18 protein-coding genes are annotated in these 23,202 nt (G+C 70.1%); 13 read left to right on the forward strand and 5 right to left on the reverse strand.

Features of this window, described 5'->3' with window-relative positions:
* Positions 1–28: 28 nt before the first annotated feature.
* Both MUN33_RS01860 and MUN33_RS01865 read left to right on the forward strand, forming a co-directional pair.
* Positions 29–1,786, forward strand: a complete 1,758-nt coding sequence (locus tag MUN33_RS01860) for an ABC transporter ATP-binding protein (RefSeq protein ID WP_244803215.1) — start codon at positions 29–31, stop codon at positions 1,784–1,786.
* Complete coding sequence (locus MUN33_RS01865) at positions 1,783–3,657, forward strand: ABC transporter ATP-binding protein (protein WP_305037367.1); 1,875 nt, start codon at positions 1,783–1,785, stop codon at positions 3,655–3,657. Before MUN33_RS01860 ends, MUN33_RS01865 begins: the two co-directional genes overlap by 4 nt.
* Here the strand turns inward: MUN33_RS01865 and MUN33_RS01870 are convergent.
* Positions 3,630–3,959: an immunity protein CdiI family protein gene (locus MUN33_RS01870; RefSeq protein ID WP_500790165.1), complete on the reverse strand. Its 330-nt coding sequence runs from the start codon at positions 3,957–3,959 to the stop codon at positions 3,630–3,632. The two genes, MUN33_RS01865 and MUN33_RS01870, sit on opposite strands and share 28 nt — an antisense overlap.
* A gap of 197 nt (positions 3,960–4,156) precedes the next feature.
* On the opposite strand from MUN33_RS01870, the gene MUN33_RS01875 reads away from it, so the two are divergent.
* The 4 genes from MUN33_RS01875 (at position 4,157) to MUN33_RS01890 (ending at position 11,851) form a co-directional block, all read left to right on the forward strand.
* Positions 4,157–4,621: an SRPBCC family protein gene (locus MUN33_RS01875; protein ID WP_244803217.1), complete on the forward strand. Its 465-nt coding sequence runs from the start codon at positions 4,157–4,159 to the stop codon at positions 4,619–4,621.
* 163 nt (positions 4,622–4,784) lie between these two features.
* On the forward strand, positions 4,785–6,434 hold the full coding sequence (locus MUN33_RS01880; protein ID WP_244803218.1) for an ABC-F family ATP-binding cassette domain-containing protein: 1,650 nt from the start codon (positions 4,785–4,787) through the stop codon (positions 6,432–6,434).
* Between the two features lie 31 nt (positions 6,435–6,465).
* Complete coding sequence (locus MUN33_RS01885) at positions 6,466–10,464, forward strand: Pls/PosA family non-ribosomal peptide synthetase (protein ID WP_439647820.1); 3,999 nt, start codon at positions 6,466–6,468, stop codon at positions 10,462–10,464.
* A 10-nt stretch (positions 10,465–10,474) separates the two neighbouring features.
* Positions 10,475–11,851: a M1 family metallopeptidase gene (locus MUN33_RS01890; RefSeq protein WP_244803219.1), complete on the forward strand. Its 1,377-nt coding sequence runs from the start codon at positions 10,475–10,477 to the stop codon at positions 11,849–11,851.
* A 142-nt stretch (positions 11,852–11,993) separates the two neighbouring features.
* Here the strand turns inward: MUN33_RS01890 and MUN33_RS14190 are convergent, their stop codons facing one another.
* Positions 11,994–13,166 carry a DUF418 domain-containing protein gene (locus MUN33_RS14190; protein ID WP_244803220.1) on the reverse strand — a complete coding sequence of 391 codons (1,173 nt, stop codon included), beginning with the start codon at positions 13,164–13,166 and terminating at the stop codon, positions 11,994–11,996.
* A 114-nt stretch (positions 13,167–13,280) separates the two neighbouring features.
* Here MUN33_RS14190 and MUN33_RS01900 point away from each other — a divergent pair, with 114 nt between their 5' ends.
* From MUN33_RS01900 to MUN33_RS01915, 4 genes are all read left to right on the forward strand, one after another.
* On the forward strand, positions 13,281–14,042 hold the full coding sequence (locus MUN33_RS01900) for a class I SAM-dependent methyltransferase (RefSeq protein ID WP_244803221.1): 762 nt from the start codon (positions 13,281–13,283) through the stop codon (positions 14,040–14,042).
* Positions 14,043–14,140: 98 nt separating this feature from the next.
* Positions 14,141–14,557 (forward strand): DoxX family protein, encoded by a 417-nt coding sequence (locus tag MUN33_RS01905; protein WP_244803222.1) that lies wholly within the window; start codon positions 14,141–14,143, stop codon positions 14,555–14,557.
* Between the two features lie 148 nt (positions 14,558–14,705).
* Positions 14,706–16,247 (forward strand): acetaldehyde dehydrogenase ExaC, encoded by a 1,542-nt coding sequence (exaC, locus tag MUN33_RS01910; RefSeq protein ID WP_244803223.1) that lies wholly within the window; start codon positions 14,706–14,708, stop codon positions 16,245–16,247.
* A 66-nt stretch (positions 16,248–16,313) separates the two neighbouring features.
* Positions 16,314–16,868, forward strand: a complete 555-nt coding sequence (locus MUN33_RS01915; protein ID WP_244803224.1) for a DJ-1/PfpI/YhbO family deglycase/protease — start codon at positions 16,314–16,316, stop codon at positions 16,866–16,868.
* Between the two features lie 178 nt (positions 16,869–17,046).
* On the opposite strand, the gene mgrA is transcribed toward MUN33_RS01915, so the two are convergent.
* The gene (gene mgrA, locus MUN33_RS01920; RefSeq protein WP_255805271.1) at positions 17,047–18,093 is read right to left on the reverse strand and encodes an L-glyceraldehyde 3-phosphate reductase; all 1,047 of its coding nucleotides are present in this window, start codon (positions 18,091–18,093) and stop codon (positions 17,047–17,049) included.
* A 162-nt stretch (positions 18,094–18,255) separates the two neighbouring features.
* Between mgrA and MUN33_RS01925 the strand changes: the two genes are divergently transcribed.
* Complete coding sequence (locus MUN33_RS01925; protein ID WP_244803225.1) at positions 18,256–19,635, forward strand: hemolysin family protein; 1,380 nt, start codon at positions 18,256–18,258, stop codon at positions 19,633–19,635.
* Positions 19,628–20,653 (forward strand): CNNM domain-containing protein, encoded by a 1,026-nt coding sequence (locus MUN33_RS01930; protein WP_244803226.1) that lies wholly within the window; start codon positions 19,628–19,630, stop codon positions 20,651–20,653. The genes MUN33_RS01925 and MUN33_RS01930 overlap by 8 nt, the downstream gene beginning before the upstream one ends.
* 19 nt (positions 20,654–20,672) lie before the next feature.
* Here MUN33_RS01930 and MUN33_RS01935 read toward each other — a convergent pair whose 3' ends face one another.
* A complete protein-coding gene (locus tag MUN33_RS01935) occupies positions 20,673–21,551 on the reverse strand; it encodes a PaaI family thioesterase (protein WP_244803227.1) in 879 nt (292 codons plus the stop codon).
* Positions 21,548–22,435 (reverse strand): PaaI family thioesterase, encoded by an 888-nt coding sequence (locus MUN33_RS01940; RefSeq protein ID WP_244803228.1) that lies wholly within the window; start codon positions 22,433–22,435, stop codon positions 21,548–21,550. The genes MUN33_RS01935 and MUN33_RS01940 overlap by 4 nt, the downstream gene beginning before the upstream one ends.
* Before the next feature lie 110 nt (positions 22,436–22,545).
* Between MUN33_RS01940 and MUN33_RS01945 the strand changes: the two genes are divergently transcribed.
* Positions 22,546–23,049, forward strand: coding sequence for a Dps family protein (locus tag MUN33_RS01945; RefSeq protein WP_244803229.1), 504 nt, complete (start codon positions 22,546–22,548; stop codon positions 23,047–23,049).
* Positions 23,050–23,202: the final 153 nt, after the last annotated feature.

A 23,202-nucleotide genomic window follows, 5' to 3' on the forward strand; every position in this document is an offset into this window, starting at 1 on the left:
TCAGCGGTATTGTCTCTAGACTGTCCGGGTGCAATTACTCCGGCTCGTGGGCTTCTACGCCCGACAGTATCCGGGGCTGCTGACCGCAGTCCTCGTCCTCCAGACCGTCGCCACCTTCGCGACGCTCTACCTGCCCCGTCTCAACGCCGACATCATCGACAAGGGCGTGTCCCTCGGCGACGTCGGTTACATCTGGTCGACCGGCGGCGTCATGGTCGGCGTCGCGTTCGTGCAGGTCATCGCGGCCGTCGCGGCGACCTGGTGTGCCGCACGTCTGGCGATGTCGGTGGGGCGTGACATCCGTCGCGACGTGTACCGCAGCGTGGACCGGTTCAGCTCCCAGGACATGGGCACCTTCGGTGTGCCGACGCTGATCACCCGCGGCACCAACGACGTGCAGCAGGTGCAGATGGTGTTCGTCATGTTCCTCAGCTTCATGGTGACCATGCCGATCATGTGCGTCGGCGGCATCGTCATGGCGCTGCGGGAGGACGCCGGCCTGTCGTGGCTGGTGTGGGTGTCGGTCGCGGTGCTGCTGGTGGTGGTCGGGGTGATGGTCGCCCGCCTGGTGCCGCTGTTCGGGTCGATGCAGGAACGGATCGACGCGATCAACGGTGTGATGCGTGAGCAGATCACCGGGATCAGGGTGATCCGTGCGTTCGTCCGCGAGAAGTTCGAGACGAGGCGGTTCGAGGACGCCAACCAGGCCGTGGCCTGGGTGTCCGAGCGCGTCGGCCGGGTGTTCGTGCTGATGGGGCCGGTGATCATGCTGGTGCTGCATGCCGCGACGGCGGCGGTGCTGTGGTTCGGCGGCCACCGGGTCGCCGACGGGGCGATCGAGGTCGGGTCGTTGACGGCGTTCATGCAGTACCTGCTGCAGATCCTGGTGGCGGTGATGATGGCGTCGTTCATGGCGATGATGCTGCCGCGTGCGATCGTGTGCGCCGGGCGTATCCAGGACGTGCTGGGCCATGAGCCGTCCATCACGGAGCCGGAGGCGGATCCGTCGGTGGAGCCGGTGTCCCCGGCGCAGGCGCGTGGCGAGCTGGAGTTCCGGGACGTGTCGTTCACCTACCCGGGTGCGGACGCCCCGGTGCTGCACGACATCAGCTTCACCGTGCGTCCCGGGCAGACCACCGCGGTGATCGGTGCCACCGGTTCGGGTAAGAGCACGCTGGTCAACCTGATTCCCCGGTTGTTCGCGCCGACGTCCGGCGAGGTGTTCGTGGACGGGGTGCCGGTGGCGTCGATGCCGCGGGCGGACCTGGCCCGCTACGTTGGGCTGGTGCCGCAGAAGGCGTACCTGTTCTCCGGGACGGTGGCGTCCAACCTGCGTTTCGGGCGGACCGGGGCCACCGACGACGAGCTGTGGGAGGCGTTGCGCGTGGCGCAGGCCGACGGGTTCGTCCGTGAGCGTGGCGACGGTGACGCCTGCGGTCTGGCGTCGCCGGTCGCCCAGGGTGGTACGGACGTCTCCGGTGGGCAGCGTCAGCGTCTGTGCATCGCCCGTGCGCTGGTCGCGGCCCCGAAGGTGTACGTCTTCGACGACTCGTTCTCCGCGTTGGACGTGCGTACCGACGCGGCGTTGCGCGCTGCGCTGCACCCGATGACCCGCGATGCCGCGGTGGTCACGGTGGCGCAGCGGGTGTCGACGGTGCGTGGGGCCGACCAGATCCTGGTGCTGGACGAGGGGCGCATCGTCGCCCGGGGAACCCATGACGAGCTGCTGGGGTCCAGCGCGACCTACCGGGAGATCGTCGAATCGCAGATGGAGGCACAGCGATGAGTGACACGGAGATGACAGAGACTCCGGAGGTCGCCGACCGGGGCGACGAGTCCGCGCCGCGCTCGGCGAAGGCGTTCTGGCCGTCCGCACTGCGGATGGTGGCGTTGATGGCGCCGCGGAAGATCGCGCTGACGTGGGTGTTCGTCCTGCTGGTGGTGTGCGTGGTGTTGACCGTGTACGCGCCGAAGGTCCTCGGCGACGCCGTCGACGTGATCTACGACGGGGTGCTGTCGGTGTGGAACGACGAGCCGGGTGCGGGCATCGACTTCACCGAACTCGGCCGGCTGATCGGCATCGTGCTGGGGATGTACCTCGTCGCCGGGGTGTTCAACTGGGCGCAGGGGTTCATCCTCAACCGCATCGTCGTCGCCGTGGTCGTGGAACTGCGCACCGACGTGGAGCGCAAGGTCCACCGGCTGCCGTTGAGCTACTACGACTCCCGGCAGACCGGTGACCTGCTGTCACGCACGACCAACGACGTCGACAACGTCCAGCAGGCCCTCCAGCAGGCGCTGAGCCAGTTCGCCTACTCGGGGATGATGATCATCGGTGTGACCGTGATGATGTTCCGGGTGTCCTGGCAGTTGGCTGTCGTCGCGCTGCTGGCCCTGCCGTTGACGGCGGTGGTCGTGGGCATCGTCGGCACGCGCGCGCAGAAGCAGTACGGCGCGCAGTGGGCCAACACCGGCAAGGTCAACGGCCATGTCGAGGAGTCCTTCACCGGCCATGACCTGGTGGTGGCCTACGGCCGTCAGGGGGAGATGGCGGTGACCTACGACGAGCGCAACGAGGAGCTCTACGAGGCCAGCGCGAAAGCCCAGTTCCTGTCGGGCATGATGATGCCGCTGATGCAGTTCCTGAACTACCTCAGCTACGTGGTCATCGCCGTCTTCGGTGGTTTGCGGGTGGCGAACGGGCAGATGTCCCTCGGCGCGGCGACGGCGTTCATCCAGTACTCCCGCGAGTTCAACCAGCCGCTCGGTGAGCTGGCCGGCATGATGACGATGGTGCAGTCCGGTGTGGCGTCGGCCGAGCGGGTCTTCGAGCTCCTGGACGCCGAGGAGCAGGACCCCGACCCGGAGACGCCGGTGTCGTCGACGGAGCTGGTGGCGCCGGTCGCGGCGGCGCGGCGCGGCCGGGTCGAGTTCCGTGACGTCTCCTTCGGGTACTCGCCGCAGGCCCCATTGATCGAGCACCTCGACCTGGAGGTGGACCCGGGGCAGACCATCGCGATCGTGGGCCCCACCGGTGCGGGCAAGACCACGATGGTGAACCTGGTGATGCGGTTCTACGAGGTCACCTCGGGTGCGATCCTCGTCGACGGGGTGGACACGCGCACGATGGGCCGCGCGGAGCTGCGTTCCCGGACCGGCATGGTGCTGCAGGACGCCGTCCTGTTCGACGGCACGATCCTGGAGAACATCCGTTACGGCCGTCTCGACGCCACCGACGACGAGGTCGTCGCCGCGGCGAAGGCCGCCTACGTCGACCGGTTCGTGCACGCGTTGCCGCAGGGCTACGACACGGTGATCGACCAGGACGGCGGCTCGGTGTCCGCCGGTGAGCGTCAGCTGATCACGATCGCGCGTGCGTTCCTGGCGGAGCCGGAGATCCTGATCCTGGACGAGGCGACGTCGTCTGTGGACACCCGTACCGAGGTGCTGGTGCAGAAGGCGATGAACGCGATCCGTGCGCAGCGTACGTCCTTCGTGATCGCGCACCGGTTGTCCACGATCCGCGACGCCGACCGCATCCTGGTGATGGTCGACGGGTCGATCGTGGAGCAGGGATCGCACGACGCGCTGCTGGAGGCCGACGGCGCCTACACCGAGCTGTACCGCAGTCAGTTCGCCGCCGGCGGGGCGGTGTAGCCGGTCTCCCAGTAGTCGAGGTCGACGATGTCGTCGGGTAACGCGGCGACGACCTGCCCGTGCAGCCGTCGGCCCTCCTCCTCGTGGGCGCGGGCCATCTCGCGGGACGGCCAGCCGGTCTCCCAGCTGAAGTGGTCGTTGAACTGGCGTGCCCACTGCCGGATGCGCTGTGCGAGGTCCTCCGGCAGGTGCGGGAGGGGAGGGTCCTCCTCCGCACACAGGGAGGGGTGCTCGTTCGTCGTGGCCCAGACGTTCCAGAACGGCCAGTCGACCGTGTACTCGTTCATCATCTTGTAGTGCATCACGGACGCTCTCCTGTCCTCGGACCCGACGGCGGACCACAGATCCTACGTATGGTGCCCGATCCGTCGCCAGAGCCGCACCAGAGCCGCGAACGGGTGCCAGAATCCGGGATCCGCTGCCACGACTTCCGGGATTCCGGCACCTGAAACCGGCTCGTGGTGCCGTCGCCGTCGGCCGGAGAACTACGCTGGGACCCATGGCCTACGAGATCAGCGATTCCGTCACCATTGCCGCGTCCCCTGCCGAGGTCTACGACCTGGTCAGCGACGTCACCAGAACGGGGGAGTGGAGCGCCCAGTGCCGCCGCGCGGAGTGGGACTCGGACGACCGGGGTGACGGCGCCACGTTCACCGGGCACAACCACCGGGACGGGCGGGAGTGGTCCACGGTCTCCGAGGTCACCGCCGCCCTCCCGGGTGAGGAGTTCAGCTGGCGGGTGACCTCCAGCGGCACCCGGTGGGGCTTCCGGATGGAGCCGGTGAACCGTCGGGAGGACGCCACGGTGCTCACGGAGTTCACCGCCTTCACCGGGGAGGGCGAGGCCTACTTCCGGCAGAAGTACGGTGACGACGCCGCATCCCAGGAGGCGGACCGTCGCGACGCCGCCACCTACGGGATCACCGACACCCTGCAGAACATCAAGGGGATCCTCGAGGGGTGACCGCGGTCTGCAGGAGGCGCGTGCCGCCCGACCTCTTGCGGAGGGACCGCCCCGCTGCTAGGTTCGTGAGCCATGCGGAAGTAGAACCCCTGAACAGTCCCACGCCCGAGGCGTCGTCACCTGCCCGGTGGGACACACCTTTTCTCCACTCAGGGAGTTCCCCATGTCTACGCACCCTTCCGCCGCCGCAGTGTCCCCGCTCCTCGTGGACGGCCTGTCCATCCAGATCGCCGGGACGCGCGTCCTCACCGATATCTCTTTCACTGTGTCGCCTGGTCAACGTGTCGGCCTGATCGGGGAGAACGGGTCGGGGAAGTCCACCGTGCTGCATGCCGTGCACGGGTCGCTGCCCGTCGGCGCGACGACGGCAGGGACGGTGGACGTCGGACGGTCGCGCGTCGGGTTGCTGTACCAGCAGGCCCCGTTCCGGGACGACGAGAGCGTCCACGACGCCCTGGAGAGCGCCGTCGCCGCGGAGCGTCGTGCGGCCGCCGACCTGGAGGCCGCCGCCGACCCGTACGATCCCGACGCCTACGCCGCCGCCCTGGATCTCGCCGAACGCCTCGACGTCTGGGAGACGGATGCCCGGGTGTCCGCGACCCTCGCCGGCCTCGGCCTGGCCGCGGTGCCGCAGGACCGCCGTACCGGGGAGTTGTCCGGCGGCCAACGGGCACGGCTGTCGCTGGCGTGGCTGCTGCTGAACCGTCCGGACATCCTGCTCCTGGACGAACCGACGAACCACCTGGACGACGCCGCGACACAGTACCTGGCCGGTGTTCTGAACACCTGGAAAGGTGCGGTACTGTTCGCCAGTCACGACCGGGCGTTCCTCGACCGCGCGGCGTCCTCGTTGATCGACCTGGATCCCGCCCCCTCGCAGGTCGGGGTGGACGGCGGAGTCACCCGGTACACCGGCAACTACACCGACTACCTCGCCGCCCGACAGGACGTCCGGGCGCGGTGGGAGCGACAGTACCGCGACGAACAGGCCGAGCTGAAGCGCCTGCGTGCCGGGGTGCGGGACAACCACCAGGTCGGGCACGTGAACTTCAAGCCCCGGACCGAGACCCGTATGGCGCAGAAGTTCTACGGCGACCGGAACGCGAAGGTCGTGTCGCGTCGGGTCAACGACTCGCGTTCCAGGCTGGAGAAACTGGAGGAGTCGCAGGTCCGTAAACCCCCGGAGGAGCTCACCTTCGCCGGACTGACCGCCGCGGGGCGCACGGACACCGAGGTGCGGACCGGGCCGGTCCTCGTCGCGTCGGAGGTGGCTGTCGCCGGTCGTCTGGCACGGACGTCACTGACCGTCAACGGTGACGAGAAGTTGCTGGTCACCGGCCCCAACGGTTCCGGGAAGTCGACGCTGCTGGAGGTGCTGGCCGGCGCACTGGCCCCGTCCTCCGGGACGGTGACCGTGGCCGGGGTGAGCGTGGGGCACCTGACGCAGGAGGTGGACCTACCCGACCCGGCCGGACGTGGTCCGGGCAGGACGGTGGAGCGCGCCTACCGTGACCTGCTCGGCGACGACCTCGCCGAGCAGGTGCCGCTGTCGACCTTCGGGCTGGTCCATCCGCGGGACGGGTCCCGGCCGCTCGGTGAGCTCAGCCTGGGCCAGCAGCGCCGCGTCGCGCTGGCGGTGCTGCTCGCCGCGCCGCCGGACGTTCTGCTGCTGGACGAGCCGGACAACCATCTGTCGTTGTCACTGGTCACGGCGTTGGAGGAGGCTATCCCGACGTACCCCGGAGCCGTGGTCGTCGCCTCGCACGACCAGTGGTTGCGGCGGCATTGGCGTGGGGAACGGCTGGAGTTGTGATCGCAGGTCACGTCACCGGTTGTTAACCTACCTGTGCTTGGATGACGATGTGCATCCCACTGATGATTCTCAACCGCCGCTCACACGTGGCGATGTCGCGGCACCTCCCCGGACCCTGGTCGACATTCTTCGGGCGACCGCTGAGGCGTACCCCGAAGCCTCGGCCATCGACGACGGGTCGGGGGCGCTGAGCTACGCCGAGCTGCTTGAGGCGGTCGAGGCGACCGCGGCGACGTTGCGCTCGGCGGGTGTGCGGCCGGGGGACCGCGTGGGGGTCCGCGTCGACTCTGGTTCGCAGGAACTCTACGTCTCGATTCTCGCGGTGATGCTCGCCCGCGCCGCGTACGTCCCGGTCGACGTCGACGACACCGATGAGCGGGCCCGCCTGGTCTTCGGGGAGGCGCACGCGGTCGGCATCGTCGGCAACGACGGCTACGTGCCGAGTGCGCAGGTAGGCGACGCACAGGGTGGACCCCGGGGCGGGGTGGACGCCGACGACCCGGCACCGGACGACGACGCCTGGGTGATCTTCACCTCCGGTTCCACGGGGGTGCCGAAGGGCGTCGCGGTGACGCACCGTTCGGCGGCGGCGTTCGTGGACGCGGAGGCGAACCTCTTCCTGCAGGACGACCCGCTCGGCCCCGGCGACCGCGTCCTCGCGGGGCTGTCGGTCGCGTTCGACGCGTCGTGCGAGGAGATGTGGCTCGCCTGGCGCCACGGCGCGTGTCTCGTGCCGGCGCCCCGCTCGCTGGTGCGGAGCGGGGAGGACCTCGCCGGGTGGCTCGTGCGCCAGGGCATCACGGTCGTCTCCACCGTGCCGACGCTCGCGGCGATGTGGCCGGCCGAGGCGATCGAGAACGTGCGGCTGCTCATCTTCGGCGGAGAGGCCTGTCCTCCCGAGCTCGCCGCGCGCCTGGGGGAGGAGGGGCGCGAGGTGTGGAACACCTACGGCCCGACCGAGGCGACCGTGGTGTCGTGCGGCTGCCGGCTCGACGGGACGAGTCCGGTCAGCATCGGCCTGCCCCTCGACGGCTGGGACCTCGCGGTGGTCGACACCGAGGGTGCCCGCGTCGCGCCGGGGGAGCAGGGCGAGCTCATCATCGGCGGGGTCGGGCTCGCCCGCTACCTCGACCCCGCGAAGGACGCGGAGAAGTACGCCCCGATGCCGACCCTCGGCTGGGACCGCGCCTACCGTTCCGGCGACCTGGTGCGGTACGAGGAGGACGGCCTCATCTTCGTCGGTCGTGCCGACGACCAGGTGAAGGTCGGCGGGCGTCGCATCGAACTCGGCGAGGTGGAGAATGCGCTGCAGGACCTGCCCGGTGTCACCGCGGCGGCCGCCGCCGTGAGGGAGAGCGACGCGGGGGTGCCGTTGCTGGTCGGCTACCTCGTCGTCGAGGGCGGCTGCGAACTCGACCGCGGCGCGGCCCGTGAGCACCTCGCCGCACGGCTCGCGGCGGGCGTGATGCCGGTCCTCGCGGTCGTCGACGACATGCCCACGAGGACCTCGGGCAAGGTGGACCGTGCGGCGCTCCCGTGGCCGCTGCCACCGTCGGCGACCGGGGGCGGGGCGGGCCAGGGCACCCCGGGTGAGGGGATCGACGCGTCCTGCACGGAGGCCGAGCAGTGGCTGGCGGAGCAGTGGCAGGCGGTCCTCGGGACGCCGGTGCCGGGCACCGACGCCAACTTTTTCGACCTCGGCGGTGGTTCCCTCGCCGCGGCCCAGCTGGTCAGCCGGATCCGCGTCAGGGTGCCCGAGTTCGCCGTCGCCGACGTGTACGACGTGCCGCGGCTGGAGGCGATGGCGAAGGCCGTCGCCGCGACCGACGCGCAGAACGACCCCGACTCCTTCCGCCGGCCCGTCCCGACACCGCGACGCACCCAGTGGCTGCAGACGCTCGCCGGGATCCCGCTGTTCATCGCGGGCGGCGTGCGGTGGCTCGTCTACCTCCTCACGGCGGGCACGGTCCTCACCGCCGTCGACGCCGACGCCTTCCGCGTCATGCCGAGTGTGTCCTGGTGGGTGCTCGGCATCGCGGTCCTCGTCGTCTCCACCCCGTTCGGCCGCATGGGTACCGCCGCGCTCGTGGCCCGCCTGCTGCTGTCCGGGCTCGCCCCCGGTGACTACCCGCGGGGTGGTGCCACCCACATGCGTCTGTGGATCGCCGAGCAGTTCGCCGCCCAGATCGACGCCGTCGGTCTCGCGGGTGCCCCCTGGATCACGACGTACGCGCGTCTGCTCGGTGCGAAGGTCGACCGTGACGTGTCGCTGCACACGCTGCCGCCGATCACCGGGATGCTGGAGATCGGCCGCAACTCGGCGATCGAGCCCGAGACCGACCTCTCCGGGTACTGGATCGACGGTGACCTGCTGCGCGTCGGGCGGATACGCATCGGCCGCGACGTCACCGTCGGGGCGCGGTCGACACTCGCCCCCGGCACCCGCATCGACGACGGCGCGGAGATCGCCGTCGGCTCCGCCGTGTTCGGCCGGGTGAAGTCGGGCCAGCGGTGGGGCGGGTCGCCCGCCGTGCGTATCGGCGGTGCACGGGGCAGGTCAGGGAGCTCAGGAAGTTCCGGCAGTGTGTGGCCCGGGAAGAAGCCGCGGCAGGTGCCGGCGTGGAAGGTCGCCTACGGCGTGTCCTCGGTCGCCCTCGCCCTGCTGCCGTTCGTGGCCTTCGCCGTGGGGGCCGCGATCCTGTCGACCGGGATCGCGGGCGCGGACACCCCCTGGCAGGGGTTGCTCGGCTCGCTCGTCTGGCTGGCGCCGGCGGTGCTCGCGGTCGGCGTCGTGTACGCCGGGGCGGTCCTGGTGCTCGTGCGCCTGTGCTCGATCGGCGTGAAGGAGGGGACGTTCCCCGTGCACAGCCGCGTCGGCTGGCAGGTGTGGACCACGGAGCGCCTGCTCGACGCGTCGCGCAGTTTCCTCTTCCCGATCTACTCGAGCCTGTTCACCCCCGTGTGGCTGCGGCTGCTCGGTGCCCGGGTCGGGTCCAACGTCGAGGCGTCGACGGTGCTGCTGCTGCCGACGATGACGCGGATCGACGACGGCGCCTTCCTCGCCGACGACACCATGGTCGCCTCCTATGAACTGCACCGCGGCTGGATGCGGATCGCGCCCGTGCGCATCGGCAAGCGGGCGTTCCTCGGCAATTCGGGGATCGCCGGCCCGGGGCACCGGGTCGCGAAGCGCTCGCTGGTCGCGGTGCTGTCGGTCGCCCCCGACAAGTCGAAGTCGGGCTCGTCGTGGCTCGGGTCGCCCCCGACGCGCCTGCGCCGTGCGACGCAGACCGCCGACGACGAGCGCACCTACCACCCGAGCGTGGGCCTGCGGATCGCGCGCACGGTGTGGGAGCTCTGCCGTTTCATCCCGGTGCTGGTCTCGTGCCTGCTCGGCGTCGTCGTGCTGTGCGTCTTCGCGTGGCTCTGGTCCACGCTGGGCCCCTGGTGGAGCCTGCTGCTGTCGGGTGTCGTGATGCTCGCCGCCGGTGCGGTCGCCGCGGCGGTGTCCACCGTCGCGAAGTGGGTGATCGTGGGACCGATCCGGGCGGGCGAGCGGCCGCTGTGGTCGAGTTTCGTGTGGCGCACCGAGGTGAGCGACACCTTCACCGAGATGCTCGCCGCCCCCTGGTTCGCGAGGGCCGCCGTCGGCACACCCGCGATGGCCGTCTGGTTGCGCTCCCTCGGCGCCCGCGTCGGCAGGGGTGTGTGGTGCGACTCCTACTGGCTGCCCGAACCCGACCTGGTGACCCTCGGCGACGGGTCCACCGTCAACCGGGGATGCGTCGTGCAGACGCACCTGTTCCACGACCGCATCATGAGCATGGACCGCGTCGAACTCGAGGAAGGGGCGACGCTCGGCCCGCACAGCGTGATCCTGCCCGCGGCGTCGATCGGTGCGCACGCGACGGTCGGCCCCGCCTCGCTGGTGATGCGCGGCGAGGGCGTGCCCGTCGGCTCCCGGTGGAGCGGCAACCCGATCGGTCCGTGGCGTGCGGTGAAGGTGCGCGCCTACCAGTCGACGAAATAGGATTGCGACAATGTCCCCGACCTCTGCCCCGCACCCGTACCTCCCGGACTCCGGCGACCCCCGTTTCTCGGTGGCGCACACCCGGCTCGACCTCGACTACACCCCACGCACCAACCGCCTCGAGGGGCGGGCCGAGCTCACCGTGCGCGTGCTCGAGGAGACCCGTGACCTGCGCTTCGACCTGGTCGGGCTCCGGGCGGGCAAGGTGCGCGTCGACGGGAAGGTGCACAAGCAGCTCAAACGTGGGGCACACGCGCTCCACGTGCGTTTCGACGACCGCCTGCCGGTGGGGACGACGCTGACCGTCGTCATCGACTACGCCGGCAAGCCCGCGCCGCGCCGGTCGCACTGGGGCGAGGTCGGTTGGGAGGAGCTCACGAACGGTGCGCTCGTCGCCTCGCAGCCGTGCGGCGCACCCACGTGGTTCCCCTGCAACGACCGTGTCGACGACCGCGGCACCTACGACGTCGAGTTCACGTGCGACCGGGGGTTCTTCGTCGCCGTGACCGGTGTGCCGGGGCGGGTCACACCGGCAGGCGGCAAGCTGACCTGGCGGTTCGAGAGTCGGGTGCCGACGGCGACGTACCTGCTCGCCGCGAACGTGGGGGAGTACTCGGAGTACGCGTTCCGCTGGACGACGGTCGGTGACGTCGTCGGCGGTGCGGTGCGCGCCGGGGCACGGGCCGTGACCGGACGCGCCCCGCGGGGGGTCGGCTCCGCGCGGCTCGTCGCCCCGCCGGCACACTCCGGCCTGGTGCGCGAGGCGTTCTCGCCGGTGCCCGACATGGTCGCAGTCTTCGAGGACTGGTTCGGCGACTACCCGCAGGAGGACCTGACGATCGTCGTCGTCGACGAGGACCTGGAGATCCCCCTCGAGGCGCAGGGCATGGCGTCCTTCGGCCTGAACCACTGCGAGGAGTCGGAGCAGCGGCTCATCGCACACGAGATCTCCCACCAGTGGTTCGGCAACAGTGTCGGCCTCGCCCGCTGGGAGGACATCTGGCTCAACGAGGGGTTCGCCTGCTTCGCCGAGTGGGTGTGGTCCCAGGAGTCCGGTGGACCGTCGATCGCCGAGTGCGCCGAGGAGCACCACGCGCGGCTCGCCGGGCTGCCGCAGGACCTGAGGCTCCTCGACCCCGGTGCAGCCGACATGTTCGACGACCGCGTGTACAAGCGGGGCGCGCTGCTGCTCGAGACGCTCAGGCGCACCCTCGGCGACGAGACCTTCCGTGGACTGCTGCGTACCTGGGCCGACACCAGGAGGCACCGCCTCGGCACCACGGACGAGTTCACGGCCCTCGCCGACGCGGTGAGCCCCGAACCGCTCGACGACGTCTGGCAGGCCTGGTTGCACCGCACCCCGCTGCCGGATCTGCCGGTGGGGTAGCCGACGGTCAGCGCGCGGCACCTCCGGTTTCCCGCGATGTCGAATGATCGCCCTCCCAGGTAGCGAAATACACTGATCCGCTGCCTGGGAGGGCGATCATTCGACATCTGCGACAGCCGAGGCAGTCACGTCACCGCGGCAGCTACGACATCCGCGGCGACGGGCTCGACGCCACGTGCATGAACTGCTCCAGCGGGCCGCGCCGGAAAAAGTGCTTCCACACCATGCAGAACACCAGGGATGCGCCGAGGTAGCAGGTCAGCGGCAGGAGAGAGGTGCCGGGCCCGTCCTGCACGTCGGGGAGCCAGTGGTTGATCCCGGCGGACACCAGCGCCTGACCCACGTAGACGGTGAAGGCGCAGGACCCCAGGGCCGCGAGGGGGAACGCCCGTCGTCCCAGCAGGTCGCCGGCCCACAGGCAGGCGCACACGAGCACCAGGCTGATCCCGGTGTGGAGCAGCAGGTCCGGGGTGGACCCGGAATGCGCGCCGTTGACCAACAGGTCCCCGGTGTTCGTCGTGGTCCCCATCGACGAGCTGAACATGCGCCACGCCCCGAACTCCGACATGCCCGCCGATTCCGCCAACTCGCCCAGCGGCAGTCCCATGAACTCCATCATCATCGGTTTCACGTCGAAGTGGGCGACCGCGACCCAGGTGACGACGCAGGACACCGCGGCCGAGGCCACGCCGACCGCGGACCAGACCACGCGGCGGACGCCGTCCACGCCGACGGTCATCACACCCATCCCGAGCACGATCACCGGCAGCCAGGTGATCACCGGGTACATGCCGTCCAGGAGCAGCGCCTGCAGCGCCGTGCCCATGCCGTCGAGTGAGGTGAGGTGGTCGAGGCGGGGGACGGCGGCGATCTCGTCACCGGTCAGGGGGAAGACGTTCTGCCGCAGCCAGTGGGACGCCTGCGGCAGGACGAGCGTGCCGGCGGCACCGAGCGCGAGCAGCGTCGGGCCGGACAGGGAGACCAGCGTGGTGCACAGCAGGAAGGACGCACCGAGGGTGGCCAGGACGATGACCATGTCCGGTCCGGCGGAGGCCAGCAGGATCCCGACGACCAGGAGGATCAGGCCGCGGACGGCGATGCGCCGGCGGGTCTGCGACGTCGGCACGCCGGCCGCACGACCGCGGCCGGTCATCAACGCCATCGACATGCCGGAGAGGAAGGCGAAGAGGATCGAGGGCCAGCCCATCACCCAGGGTGCCCAGGAGGCGGGGCCGAAGTGGTCGGCGGTCATGCCGACGATCGCGACGGCGCGGGCGATGTCGAGTCCGATGATGCGGTTCTGGTGTGTGTCCACGAGCTCTGAGACTTCCAGCTGCGGGCGAGCTGGTCGTCAGCCCCGGGTATGACTCCGGCTGGCCAAGGGTATGATTCCGCGGTGCCCCCGCGCTGGGCCGGTACCCTGAGGAACATGACTGACAAGCGGGAGGCCCCCAGCAGCAACTGGTTCACCGGCGGTGCGGAGTACGCGACGTTCCGGCCGTCCTACCCCACGCAGGTGTCCGGGTTCCTCGCGGAGCACACGCCGGCGGCGGGGGTGGCGGTGGACGTCGGCTGCGGGACGGGGCAGCTGTCGGTGCAGCTCGCGGACTACTTCGATCGGGTCCTCGCCTTCGACCCGAGCGGGTCGCAGATCGCCGCGGCGACGGAGCACCCGAACATCACCTACGAGGTGGCCTCCGCCGAGGCGTTGCCGGTGCCAGACGGCTCGGTCGACCTTGTCACGGCAGCGCAGGCGGCCCACTGGTTCTCGTTGTCGGACTTCTACGCGGAGTGCCGGCGCATCGGGCGCCCGGGGGCCTTGCTCGCGCTGGTCAGCTACGGGATCCTGAGGATCTCGGACCAGGACGTTCAGGAGCGCTTCGGCCGCTTCTACTACGACGAGATCGGGCCGTACTGGGACCCGGAGCGCCGGTACGTCGACGAGGGGTACCGGACGATGCCGTTCCCCTTCGATGAGCTGGACGTCCCTGAGCTCAGTATCGACGCTGACCTGGACCGGGAGGCGTTCCTGGGTTACATCGGGACGTGGTCGGCGGTGCGGAAGGCAGAACAGCAGGGCAGGTCCGACCTGTTCCTGAACTTCTCCTCGGACATCGTGGACATCTGGGGGGACAACGGCCGGCCGCGTCAGGTGTCGTGGCCGGTTGCGGTGCGCGCCGGGCGTCTGTGAGGTGAGTGCTGCGTCACAAAGTTGTTGACGTGTCAACTACTTCCTCTAGGGTGGGCAGGGTAACTACTCTCCGTACGAAAGGCCGTGAGGTCCCCGCTATGTCCGCGACCGTCAGTAACGTCGTCATCCTCCTCGCCCGCGTCGCGATCGGCGTGACCCTCTTCGCCCACGGGTGGCAGAAGTTCTTCACCAACGGTATCGACGCCACCGCCCAAGGGTTCGAGTCCATGGGTATTCCCGCCGCCACGGCGTCCGCGGTCTTCGCCGCGGTCGTCGAACTGGTCGGTGGCGCGCTGCTGATCATCGGTCTGCTGACGCCGCTGGTCGCGGTGCTGGTGGTCGTAGACATGGCCGGTGCGTTCTGGTTCGCGCACCGGGCGGCCGGCACGATCTTCGTCGGCGAGGGCGGCTATGAGCTGGTCCTCGTCCTGGCGGCCGGTGCCGCCCTCGTCGGCGCCGTCGCCGGAGGACGGTTCGGTGTGGACGGGCTGCTGCGGGGCCGCACCAGGCGGTGATCCGGGCGGTGCGCCGGGTGGCCGACGTAACACTATGAAAAAATAGTGGTCGTCATCACCGTGGAAAAGGGTTACGTTGGGCGGTGGCGCGACACAGCACCGCCCGCCCCACCGTCATCGACGTAACCTGCATGGGAGGCACCACACCATGACCACCACAGCAACCGCCAGCAACGCCTACGCCGCTCCGGGGACCGAGGGGTCCCTCGTGTCCTTCAAGCCCCGCTACGAGAACTTCATCGGCGGGCAGTGGGTCCCCCCGGTGGGTGGCCAGTACCTCGAGAACATCAGTCCGGTCGACGGCAAGGTGTTCACCGAGGTCGCCCGGTCCCAGGCCGAGGACATCGACAAGGCGGTGGACGCCGCGCACGCCGCCGCGCCGGCCTGGGGGAGGACCAGTGTCCAGGAGCGCTCCCGGGTGCTGCTGAAGATCGCCGACGTCCTCGAGGAGAACCTCGAGATGCTCGCCGTCGCGGAGACCTGGGACAACGGCAAGTCCGTGCGCGAGACCCTCGCCGCGGACCTGCCGCTGGCCGTGGACCACTTCCGCTACTACGCCGGGGCGCTGCGGGCACAGGAGGGCACGCTCTCGCAGATCGACGAGAACACGGTCGCCTACCACTTCCACGAGCCTCTCGGCGTGGTCGGCCAGATCATCCCCTGGAACTTCCCGATCCTCATGGCCGCGTGGAAGATCTGTCCCGCACTCGCAGCCGGCAACGCGATCGTGCTCAAGCCGGCCGAGCAGACGCCCGCGTCGATCCTGCTGGTCGCCGAGCTCATCGCGGACCTGCTGCCGGACGGTGTGCTCAACATCGTCAACGGTCTCGGTGAGGAGGCCGGTGCCGCGCTGACGGCCAACGACCGGATCGCCAAGATCGCCTTCACCGGGTCCACCGAGGTCGGCAAGATCATCAACAAGTCGGTGGCGGACAAGCTGATCCCGGTCACCCTGGAGCTCGGCGGCAAGTCCCCCAACGTCTTCTTCGGCGACATCATGGACGCCGACGACTCCTTCCGGGAGAAGACGCTGGAGGGCCTGGCCATGTTCGCGCTGAACCAGGGAGAGGTGTGCACCTGCCCCTCGCGGGCGCTGATCCAGGAGGACATCGCCGACGAGTTCCTCGACCTCGCCGTGGAGCGGGTGCGGTCCATCAAGGCCGGCAACCCGCTGGACCCGGCAACGATGATCGGCGCCCAGGCGTCCCTGGAGCAGATGGACAAGATCACCGGCTACCTGAAGTCGGGCCCTGAGGAGGGCGCCGAGGTGCTGATCGGTGGCGGGGTGCGCACGGTCGAGGGCCTGGAGAACGGGCTCTACGTGGAGCCCACGATCCTCCGGGGCAACAACGCCATGCGCTGCTTCCAGGAGGAGATCTTCGGGCCGGTGCTGGCGGTGACCACGTTCAAGGACTTCGACGAGGCGATCCGGATCGCCAACGACACCGACTACGGCCTCGGCGCCGGCGTCTGGGCCCGCGACGGGCGCACCGCCTACCGTGCGGGGCGGGCCATCGAGTCCGGCCGGGTGTGGGTGAACAACTACCACTCCTACCCGGCGCACGCGGCGTTCGGCGGCTACAAGAAGTCCGGTATCGGACGGGAGACCCACCTGATGATGCTGGACCACTACCAGCAGACGAAGAACCTGCTGTGGTCCTACGACGAGAGCCCGACCGGACTGTTCTGACGCCGGCCGGACATCGCGCGTACCGTCGTGGGTGGATGAGCAACCGACCCACAGGAGGTACCGACAATGTCCGACCAGAAGGTGCTCACGGGCCGCACCGTCGTCGTCCTGGCGACGGACGGCTTCGAGGACTCCGAACTGACCTCTCCGCGCGACGCGGTCTCCGACGCCGGCGCCGCGGTCGTCGTCGCCACCCCGGGCGGGTCGGCGATCACCGGCAAGAACGGTACCGAGGTGCCTGCGGACGCTGGGACGGCGGACGTCGACGCGTCCACCGTCGACGCCGTCCTGCTGCCTGGTGGGACGTCCAACGCGGATGCGCTCCGGCTCGACGCCGCCGCGGTGTCGCTGGTGCGTGACGTGGTCACCGCCGGCAAGCCTGTCGGCGTGATCTGCCACGGGGCCTGGATCCTCACCGACGCCGACGTGCTCCGGGGCAGGACGCTGACCTCGTTCCCGAGCCTGCGGACCGACCTGGTCAACGCGGGTGCGACCTGGGTCGACGAGGAGGCGCCCACCTGCGAGGGACCTGCCGGCGCCGGGACCATCGTCTCCTCCCGCACCCCGGACGACCTGCCGGCGTTCAACGCCGCGGTCGTCGCCGCCTTCGCCGCGTCCTGAGGCCCGGTCGGCGGCGGTGGGGTGGGGCATCGTGCGCCGACGGTCCGGCATTCGCACCCGATAAGTTACTGATGTCCGCAAAGGTGCAGGTCGGATTTATTTAAGGCGCTGATGGGGTGCGATGGATGCCGGCCGCCGGATGGCCAGGCCTGCCGGATATCCACGCCGCCGGCCCCACCTACTCCGTCGACTCCGTGGCGCCGGCCCACTGGTTGATGCCACGGTCCACCGCCCACCGGTCGATCTCGGCCAGCTCCCCGTCGGTGAACTCCAGGTTGTCCAGGGCGTCGAGGGAGTCGTCCAGCTGCTCCACCGAGGACGCGCCGATCAGCGCGCTGGTGACCTCCGGGCGGCGCAGCACCCAGGCGATCGCCATCTGGGCGAGCGACTGTCCACGTCGCTCGGCGATGCCGTTCAGCGCCCGGATCGCCTCCAGGGTCTCCTCGGTGAGGAAGGACCCCGACATCTTCCGCTCGCCGAGACGCGAGCCCGCCGGGACCCCGTCGAGGTACTTCCCGGTCAACAGTCCCTGCGCCAGGGCGGAGAACGCGATCACGCCGAGGCCCTCGTCGGCGCAGGTGGACAGCAGCTCGTCCTCGACCCACCGGTTGAACATGGAGTAGGACGGCTGGTGGATCGTCAGCGGGGTGCCCAGCTCCCGGGCCACCTCGGCGGCCCGCCGGGTGAGGGCGGGGGAGTAGGAGCTGATCCCCACGTACAGCGCCTTGCCGGACCGCACCAGGTGGTCCAGGGCGCCGACCGTCTCCTCGACCGGGGTCTCGGGGTCGGGGCGGTGGTGGTAGAAGATGTCGACGTAGTCCAGGCCCATCCGGCGCAGGGAGGCGTCGCAGCTGGCCACGAGGTACTTCCGGGACCCGCCGAAGCCGTAGGGACCGTCCTGCATGTACCACCCGGCCTTGGAGCTGACCACCAGCTCGTCGCGGTACGGGCGGAAGTCGGCGGCGAGGATCCGGCCGAAGTTCTCCTCGGCGGCGCCGGCCGGCGGGCCGTAGTTGTTCGCGAGGTCGATGTGGGTCACGCCCCGGTCGAAGGCCCGTCGGAGGATGGCCCGTTGGGTGTCGAGGGGCCGGTCGGCACCGAAGTTGTGCCAGAGGCCCAGGGTGACCGCCGGGAGTTTCAACCCGGAGCGGCCACTGCGGTTGTACGGCATGGTGGCGTAGCGGTCGTTGGCGGCGCGGTGGATGTCGGGGATCGAGGTACTCATGCACGCCGAGGGTACGCGCGATCGTGTATCCTGCGTAGCACCTGTATTCATGACCCGAAGGAGTTGAGCGTCCACCATGGACGATGGTCCGTATCCGAGTATGAAGGGCGGCTGCGGCCGCCCGCCCCGCGCAACGTCTGCACCGGCCACAGGGGGTGACCGGTGAGCCCGTTGCTGATGCTGCTGCTCGGCATCGTCCTCATCCTGTCGCTCATCGTCGCCAACGGCTACTTCGTCGCGCAGGAGTTCGCCTACATGTCCGTCGACCGGGCGCGCCTGCGTGCGCTGTCGGCGGCCGGTGACGCGTCCGCCACCCGCGCGCTCTCCGTGACGCGGCGGACGAGCTTCATGCTCTCCGGCGCACAGCTGGGCATCACCGTGACCGGCCTGCTCATCGGTGAGTTCGCCGAGCCGATGATCGGTGGTTCGGTGGGGGAGCTGATCGGTGGTGCGGGGACCGCCGCCGTGGCCGCCGCGGTGACGCTGGTGGTCGCCACCGTCGTGCAGATGGTCTTCGCCGAGCTGTACCCGAAGAACCTCGCCATCGCGGCACCGGAGCCCCTGGCCCGCGCCCTCGCCCGGTCGACCCAGGTCTACCTGTTCCTTTTCGGCTGGCTCGTCGCCTTCTTCGACTGGTCGTCGAACGCCCTGCTGCGGCTGGTGGGCGTGACCCCGGTCGAGGACGTGGACTCCACCGCCGACCGGAAGGATCTGGGACGCATCGTCGCCGACTCCCGCGCCTCCGGCGTGCTGCCCCGTGACCTGTCGATGCTCATCGACCGCATCCTGGACTTCCCGGACCGCACGGTGGAGCACGCCATGGTCCCGCGGGCGCGGCTGGGTGAGATGGGCCCCTCCACCACCGTGGCCGAGGCCCGCGTCCGGATGGCCGGCGGGCACACCCGTTACCCCGTGCTCGGGTCGGTGGAGGATCCGGAGACGCACGAGGAGGAGGAGAAGCTCTACGGTGTCCTGCACCTCGACGACGTCCTCGACCCGGACCTCGACCCGTCGACGACGGTGGACCTGCTGGTCCGTCAGCCCGTCGTGGTGCCCGAGGTGATGGTGCTGCCCGACGCCCTCGCGGCACTGGAGGAGTCGGACAACCGCCTGGCCTGCGTCGTCGACGAGTACGGCGGGGTGTCCGGGGTGCTCACGGCGGAGGACCTGGCCGAGGAGCTCGTCGGTGAACTCACCGACGAACACGACGGCCCCGAGCACCACATCAGCCGGGAGGACGGTTCCCCCGGCGACGTCCCCACCTGGCGGATCGCCGGGGACGAACACCTCGACGAGGTCTCCCGCGTCCTGGACGTCCGGCTCCCGGACGGCGAGTTCGAGACCCTCGCCGGCCTGGTCATCGAGGAACTCGGCTCCCTGCCCGAGGTCGGGGAGGTCATCGAGGTCGAGCTGCCCCGGGACCCCCGCGAGGTGGTCGACGACCGGCCGCAGGACCGGGTGCTCGTCGCCGAGGTGACCGAGGTCGGCAACCACGTACCCACCGAACTGCTCGTCCGTCTGGAGGTGACCGGGGATGAATGACCTGACCGTGGTCCTGGTGACCCTGCTGCTGCTGGTGGGGAGCGCGTTCTTCGTGATGGTCGAGTTCGCGCTCCTCGGCGTGCGACGCCACCGGCTCGAGGAGATCGCCGACAGGAGCGCCTCGGCGCGGGCCGCCCTGCGCGGCGTGAACGAACTGACCGTGATGCTCGCGGCCGCCCAGCTGGGTATCACCGCCTGCACCTTCGCCCTCGGCGCGGTCACGAAGCCGGCGGTGTCGTCGTGGCTGAACCCGCTGTTCTCCGCGTGGGGGATCCCGGACGGGGCCGCCTACACGGTGTCCTTCCTGGTGGCGCTGCTCATCGTGACGTTCCTGCACCTGGTGGTCGGTGAGATGGCCCCGAAGTCGTGGGCGATCGCCTTCCCGGAGCGGGCGGCCCGTCTGGTGTCGCTGCCGGCGCGGACGCTGGCCTGGTTCCTGCGGCCCCTGCTGCTGTGGATGAACCGGGTGGCGAACCGTCTGGTGCGGCTCTCCGGCGTGGAGCCGGTCGACCGGGCCGCCGCCGCGGGCCACGACGCCGCCACCCTGCGCCACCTCGTCGCCCACTCCGCGGAGGAGGGGGCGCTGGAGGCGGAGTTCCAGTCGCAGATCGCCGGAGCCCTGGACCTGCAGCAACGCACGCTCGGCGAGCTGCCGGGCACGACGGTGCCGCACCTGCCGGCGTCGGCGACGGTCGCCGAGGTGCAGGATGCCGCCCGTAGGACGGCGCAGATGCGCGTCCTGCTGGAGGGCCCGGAGGGCGGTGCGGTGATGCGGGTCGTGCACGTGCGCGACACCCTTCCGCACGGTAGGACGGAGACCGCCGCACCGTTGGCCCGGGAGCTGCTCGTGCTGCCGGCGTCGATGCCGGTCTACGAGGCGTTCCGGCGGATGCGTGAGGAGAGCGAGCAGCTTGTCGGTGTCGACGACGCCGGACTCCTCCCGCGGGTCGTCACCCTCCCCGAGATCCTCGCGTTCGTGCTGCCACGGGACACCGGCGCGGAACAGGGCGCAGAGTAGGGGCCGGTCCAGGGGCCGGTCAGCGACCGGTGACCCCGTCCGCCCCGTCCTCCCCGGGGACCAGGTGCTCCGGGATGCGCATCCCGAGGATGTCGTCGCGGGACAGCACCCCGTCGGCCAGGACCTCCCCGCACACGTACCGGGCGCGGTCCTCGGGCAACGGGATCCGTCGGGCGTGGCTGAGGACGGAGTTCAACCGGCCGTCCCCGGCCGCGGCGTTCTCCGGGCCGCCCCAGGCCCGCCAGGCCACGGCGGTCACCAGTGAGGCCAGCGTGATCCCGGTGGGTTCGTACGGCGGGGCCGACTCGGACGCCGACCGGGCCGTCGACGACCCGTCGGTGGCGAAGGCACGGCTGGCCTCGCGCCCCTTGCGGGGACGAACATGCAGGTCCTGCTGGCCGATCCCGACGACGGTCCCGTCGGGGTTGCGGATCACCGAGGTGTAGCTGACGTTGAAGTAGCCGTCCGCGGCCACACGGTCACGGATGCGCGCGACCATGGCGTCGTCGACGTCCACCACGAGCCTGGCACCGTTCTGGCCGGGGTTGAGGAACTGGAAGGAGCCGGTGCGGGTCCACGCCTGGTAGTCGGACCCGAGCCGCCGCATGACGAGGGTGCCGAACAGGATGTCGGTCATGGCGAACAGCGTGCCGCCGAACGCGGCGTTGTTCGGCGTGCGGTTCATCGGGCTGAGCCGCAGGACCACCTCGCCGTGCGACCAGTCGTCGGCGACGTCGCGGAAGCGGATGCCGGACCCGGCCAGCGGGGGCCACAACCGGGTGACCTTCTGGAGCCCCTGGGGTGTGGAGAAGACGTAGCGCGTCACGTAGCTCTCCACGGAGCGGTAGACGCGTGTCGGCAGCGACCGGCGACGGCGGTCGGGTCGGGTGGCGGTCACGACGTCGGCTCCCCGCCGTCCCCGCCGTTACCGCGCTCCCCGCCGTCCCCGTCGGGCAGGAACCGTTCCGGGATGTGCAGTTCCAGGATCTGTTCCCGGCTCAGCGCCCCGGTCGTCAGCGCCTCGGCCGCGACGTAGCGGGCCTGGTCCTCGGGCTGGGGGATCCGGCGGCTGTGGCTGAGGACGGAGTTCAGCTTCCCGCCACGTTCCGGGGCGTCGGCGTCGCTGCCCCAGGCCCGCCAGGCCACGGCGGTGACCAGGGAGGCCAGGGTGATGCCGCGCGGCTCCAGGGGCGGGGCGGACTCACCGACGCCACGGGGGGTGGTGGAGCCGTCCGCCGCCGTGGCCCGGCTGGCCTCGCGGCCCTTGCGGGGCCGGACGTGCAGGTCCTGCTGGCCGATCCCGACGACGGTCCCGTCCTGGTTGCGGATCACCGAGGTGAAGGCGACGTTGTAGTAGCCGTGGGCGGTGACCTTGCCGATGATCTCGGCGATCAGGGCGTCGTCGACCTCGACCACGAGCTTCGCGCCGTTGCGGCCGGGGTTCAGGTACTGGAAGCTACCGGTCCTGGTCCACGCCTCGTAGTCCTTGCCGAGGCGCTTCATCACCAACGTCCCGAACAGGATGTCGGTCATGGCGAACAGGGTGCCGCCGAAGGCCGCGCCGTGCATGTTGCGGTTCAACGGGCCCAGCCGCAGGACCACGTCGCCCCGGGACCAGTCGTCGCTGATGTTCCGGACCTTCACCCCGGCGCCGGCCAACGGCGGCCACACGTCGAGGGACCGCTCGAACGCCTGCGGTCCGGAGAACACACGCTTCATGACCTGCCCCTGGGCCTTACGGACCAGCTGGCGGGCGCGGGAGGGGTTTGTTCGTGAAGTCATAATATCGGTAACACTACATTCCACGCCAGGTCCGCGAGAACAATTATGTGAACATGGCGGGTTGCTCCGGGACGGCGTAAGCTGTGGAAGGGAAAGGAGCGGTTCACACCATGAGTAACTTCACAGTCCCGGGCCTGTCCGAAGGCGACGCCAAGCAGGTCATCGATATTCTGCAGGAGAGGCTCACCGCCTACAACGACCTGCACCTGATCCTCAAGCACGCGCACTGGAACGTCGTCGGACCGACGTTCATCGGCGTGCACGAGATGCTCGACCCGGAGGTTGAACGCGTCCGTGGCGACGCAGACGACGTCGCCGAGCGTATCGCCGCCCTCGGCGGCGAGCCGGTCGGTACCCCGGACTCCCACGCACCGGGCCGCGACCCGCTGCAGTACCCGATCAACAAGGGCACGGTGCAGCAGCACCTCCTGGCTCTGAACGAGGTCTACGACAAGGTCATCGTCGACACCCGCGAAGCGGACTCCGCCATCGGCCAGCTCGACCCGGTCACCGAGGACCTCATCGTGGGCCAGGTCCGCGAGATGGAGAAATTCCAGTGGTTCATCCGCGCCCACCTCGAGGACGGTAACGGCAACATCTCCGGCGGCGCATAGGGGCCCCACCCTCGTCGCGTCCCCTGACCGCTGTCAGCCCAGTACGGCTGACAGCGGTCTTTCAGTGTGCCGGTCGGTTCCGTTCAGCCTGGATCCCTACTATGGTCCCTCGTCCGTCACCCACCCTGGTCCCGACCGGCCCCGCGACCCACG

The sequence above is a fragment of the Corynebacterium kalidii genome, assembly GCF_022869005.1.
Classification (GTDB): Bacteria; Actinomycetota; Actinomycetes; order Mycobacteriales; family Mycobacteriaceae; genus Corynebacterium; species Corynebacterium kalidii.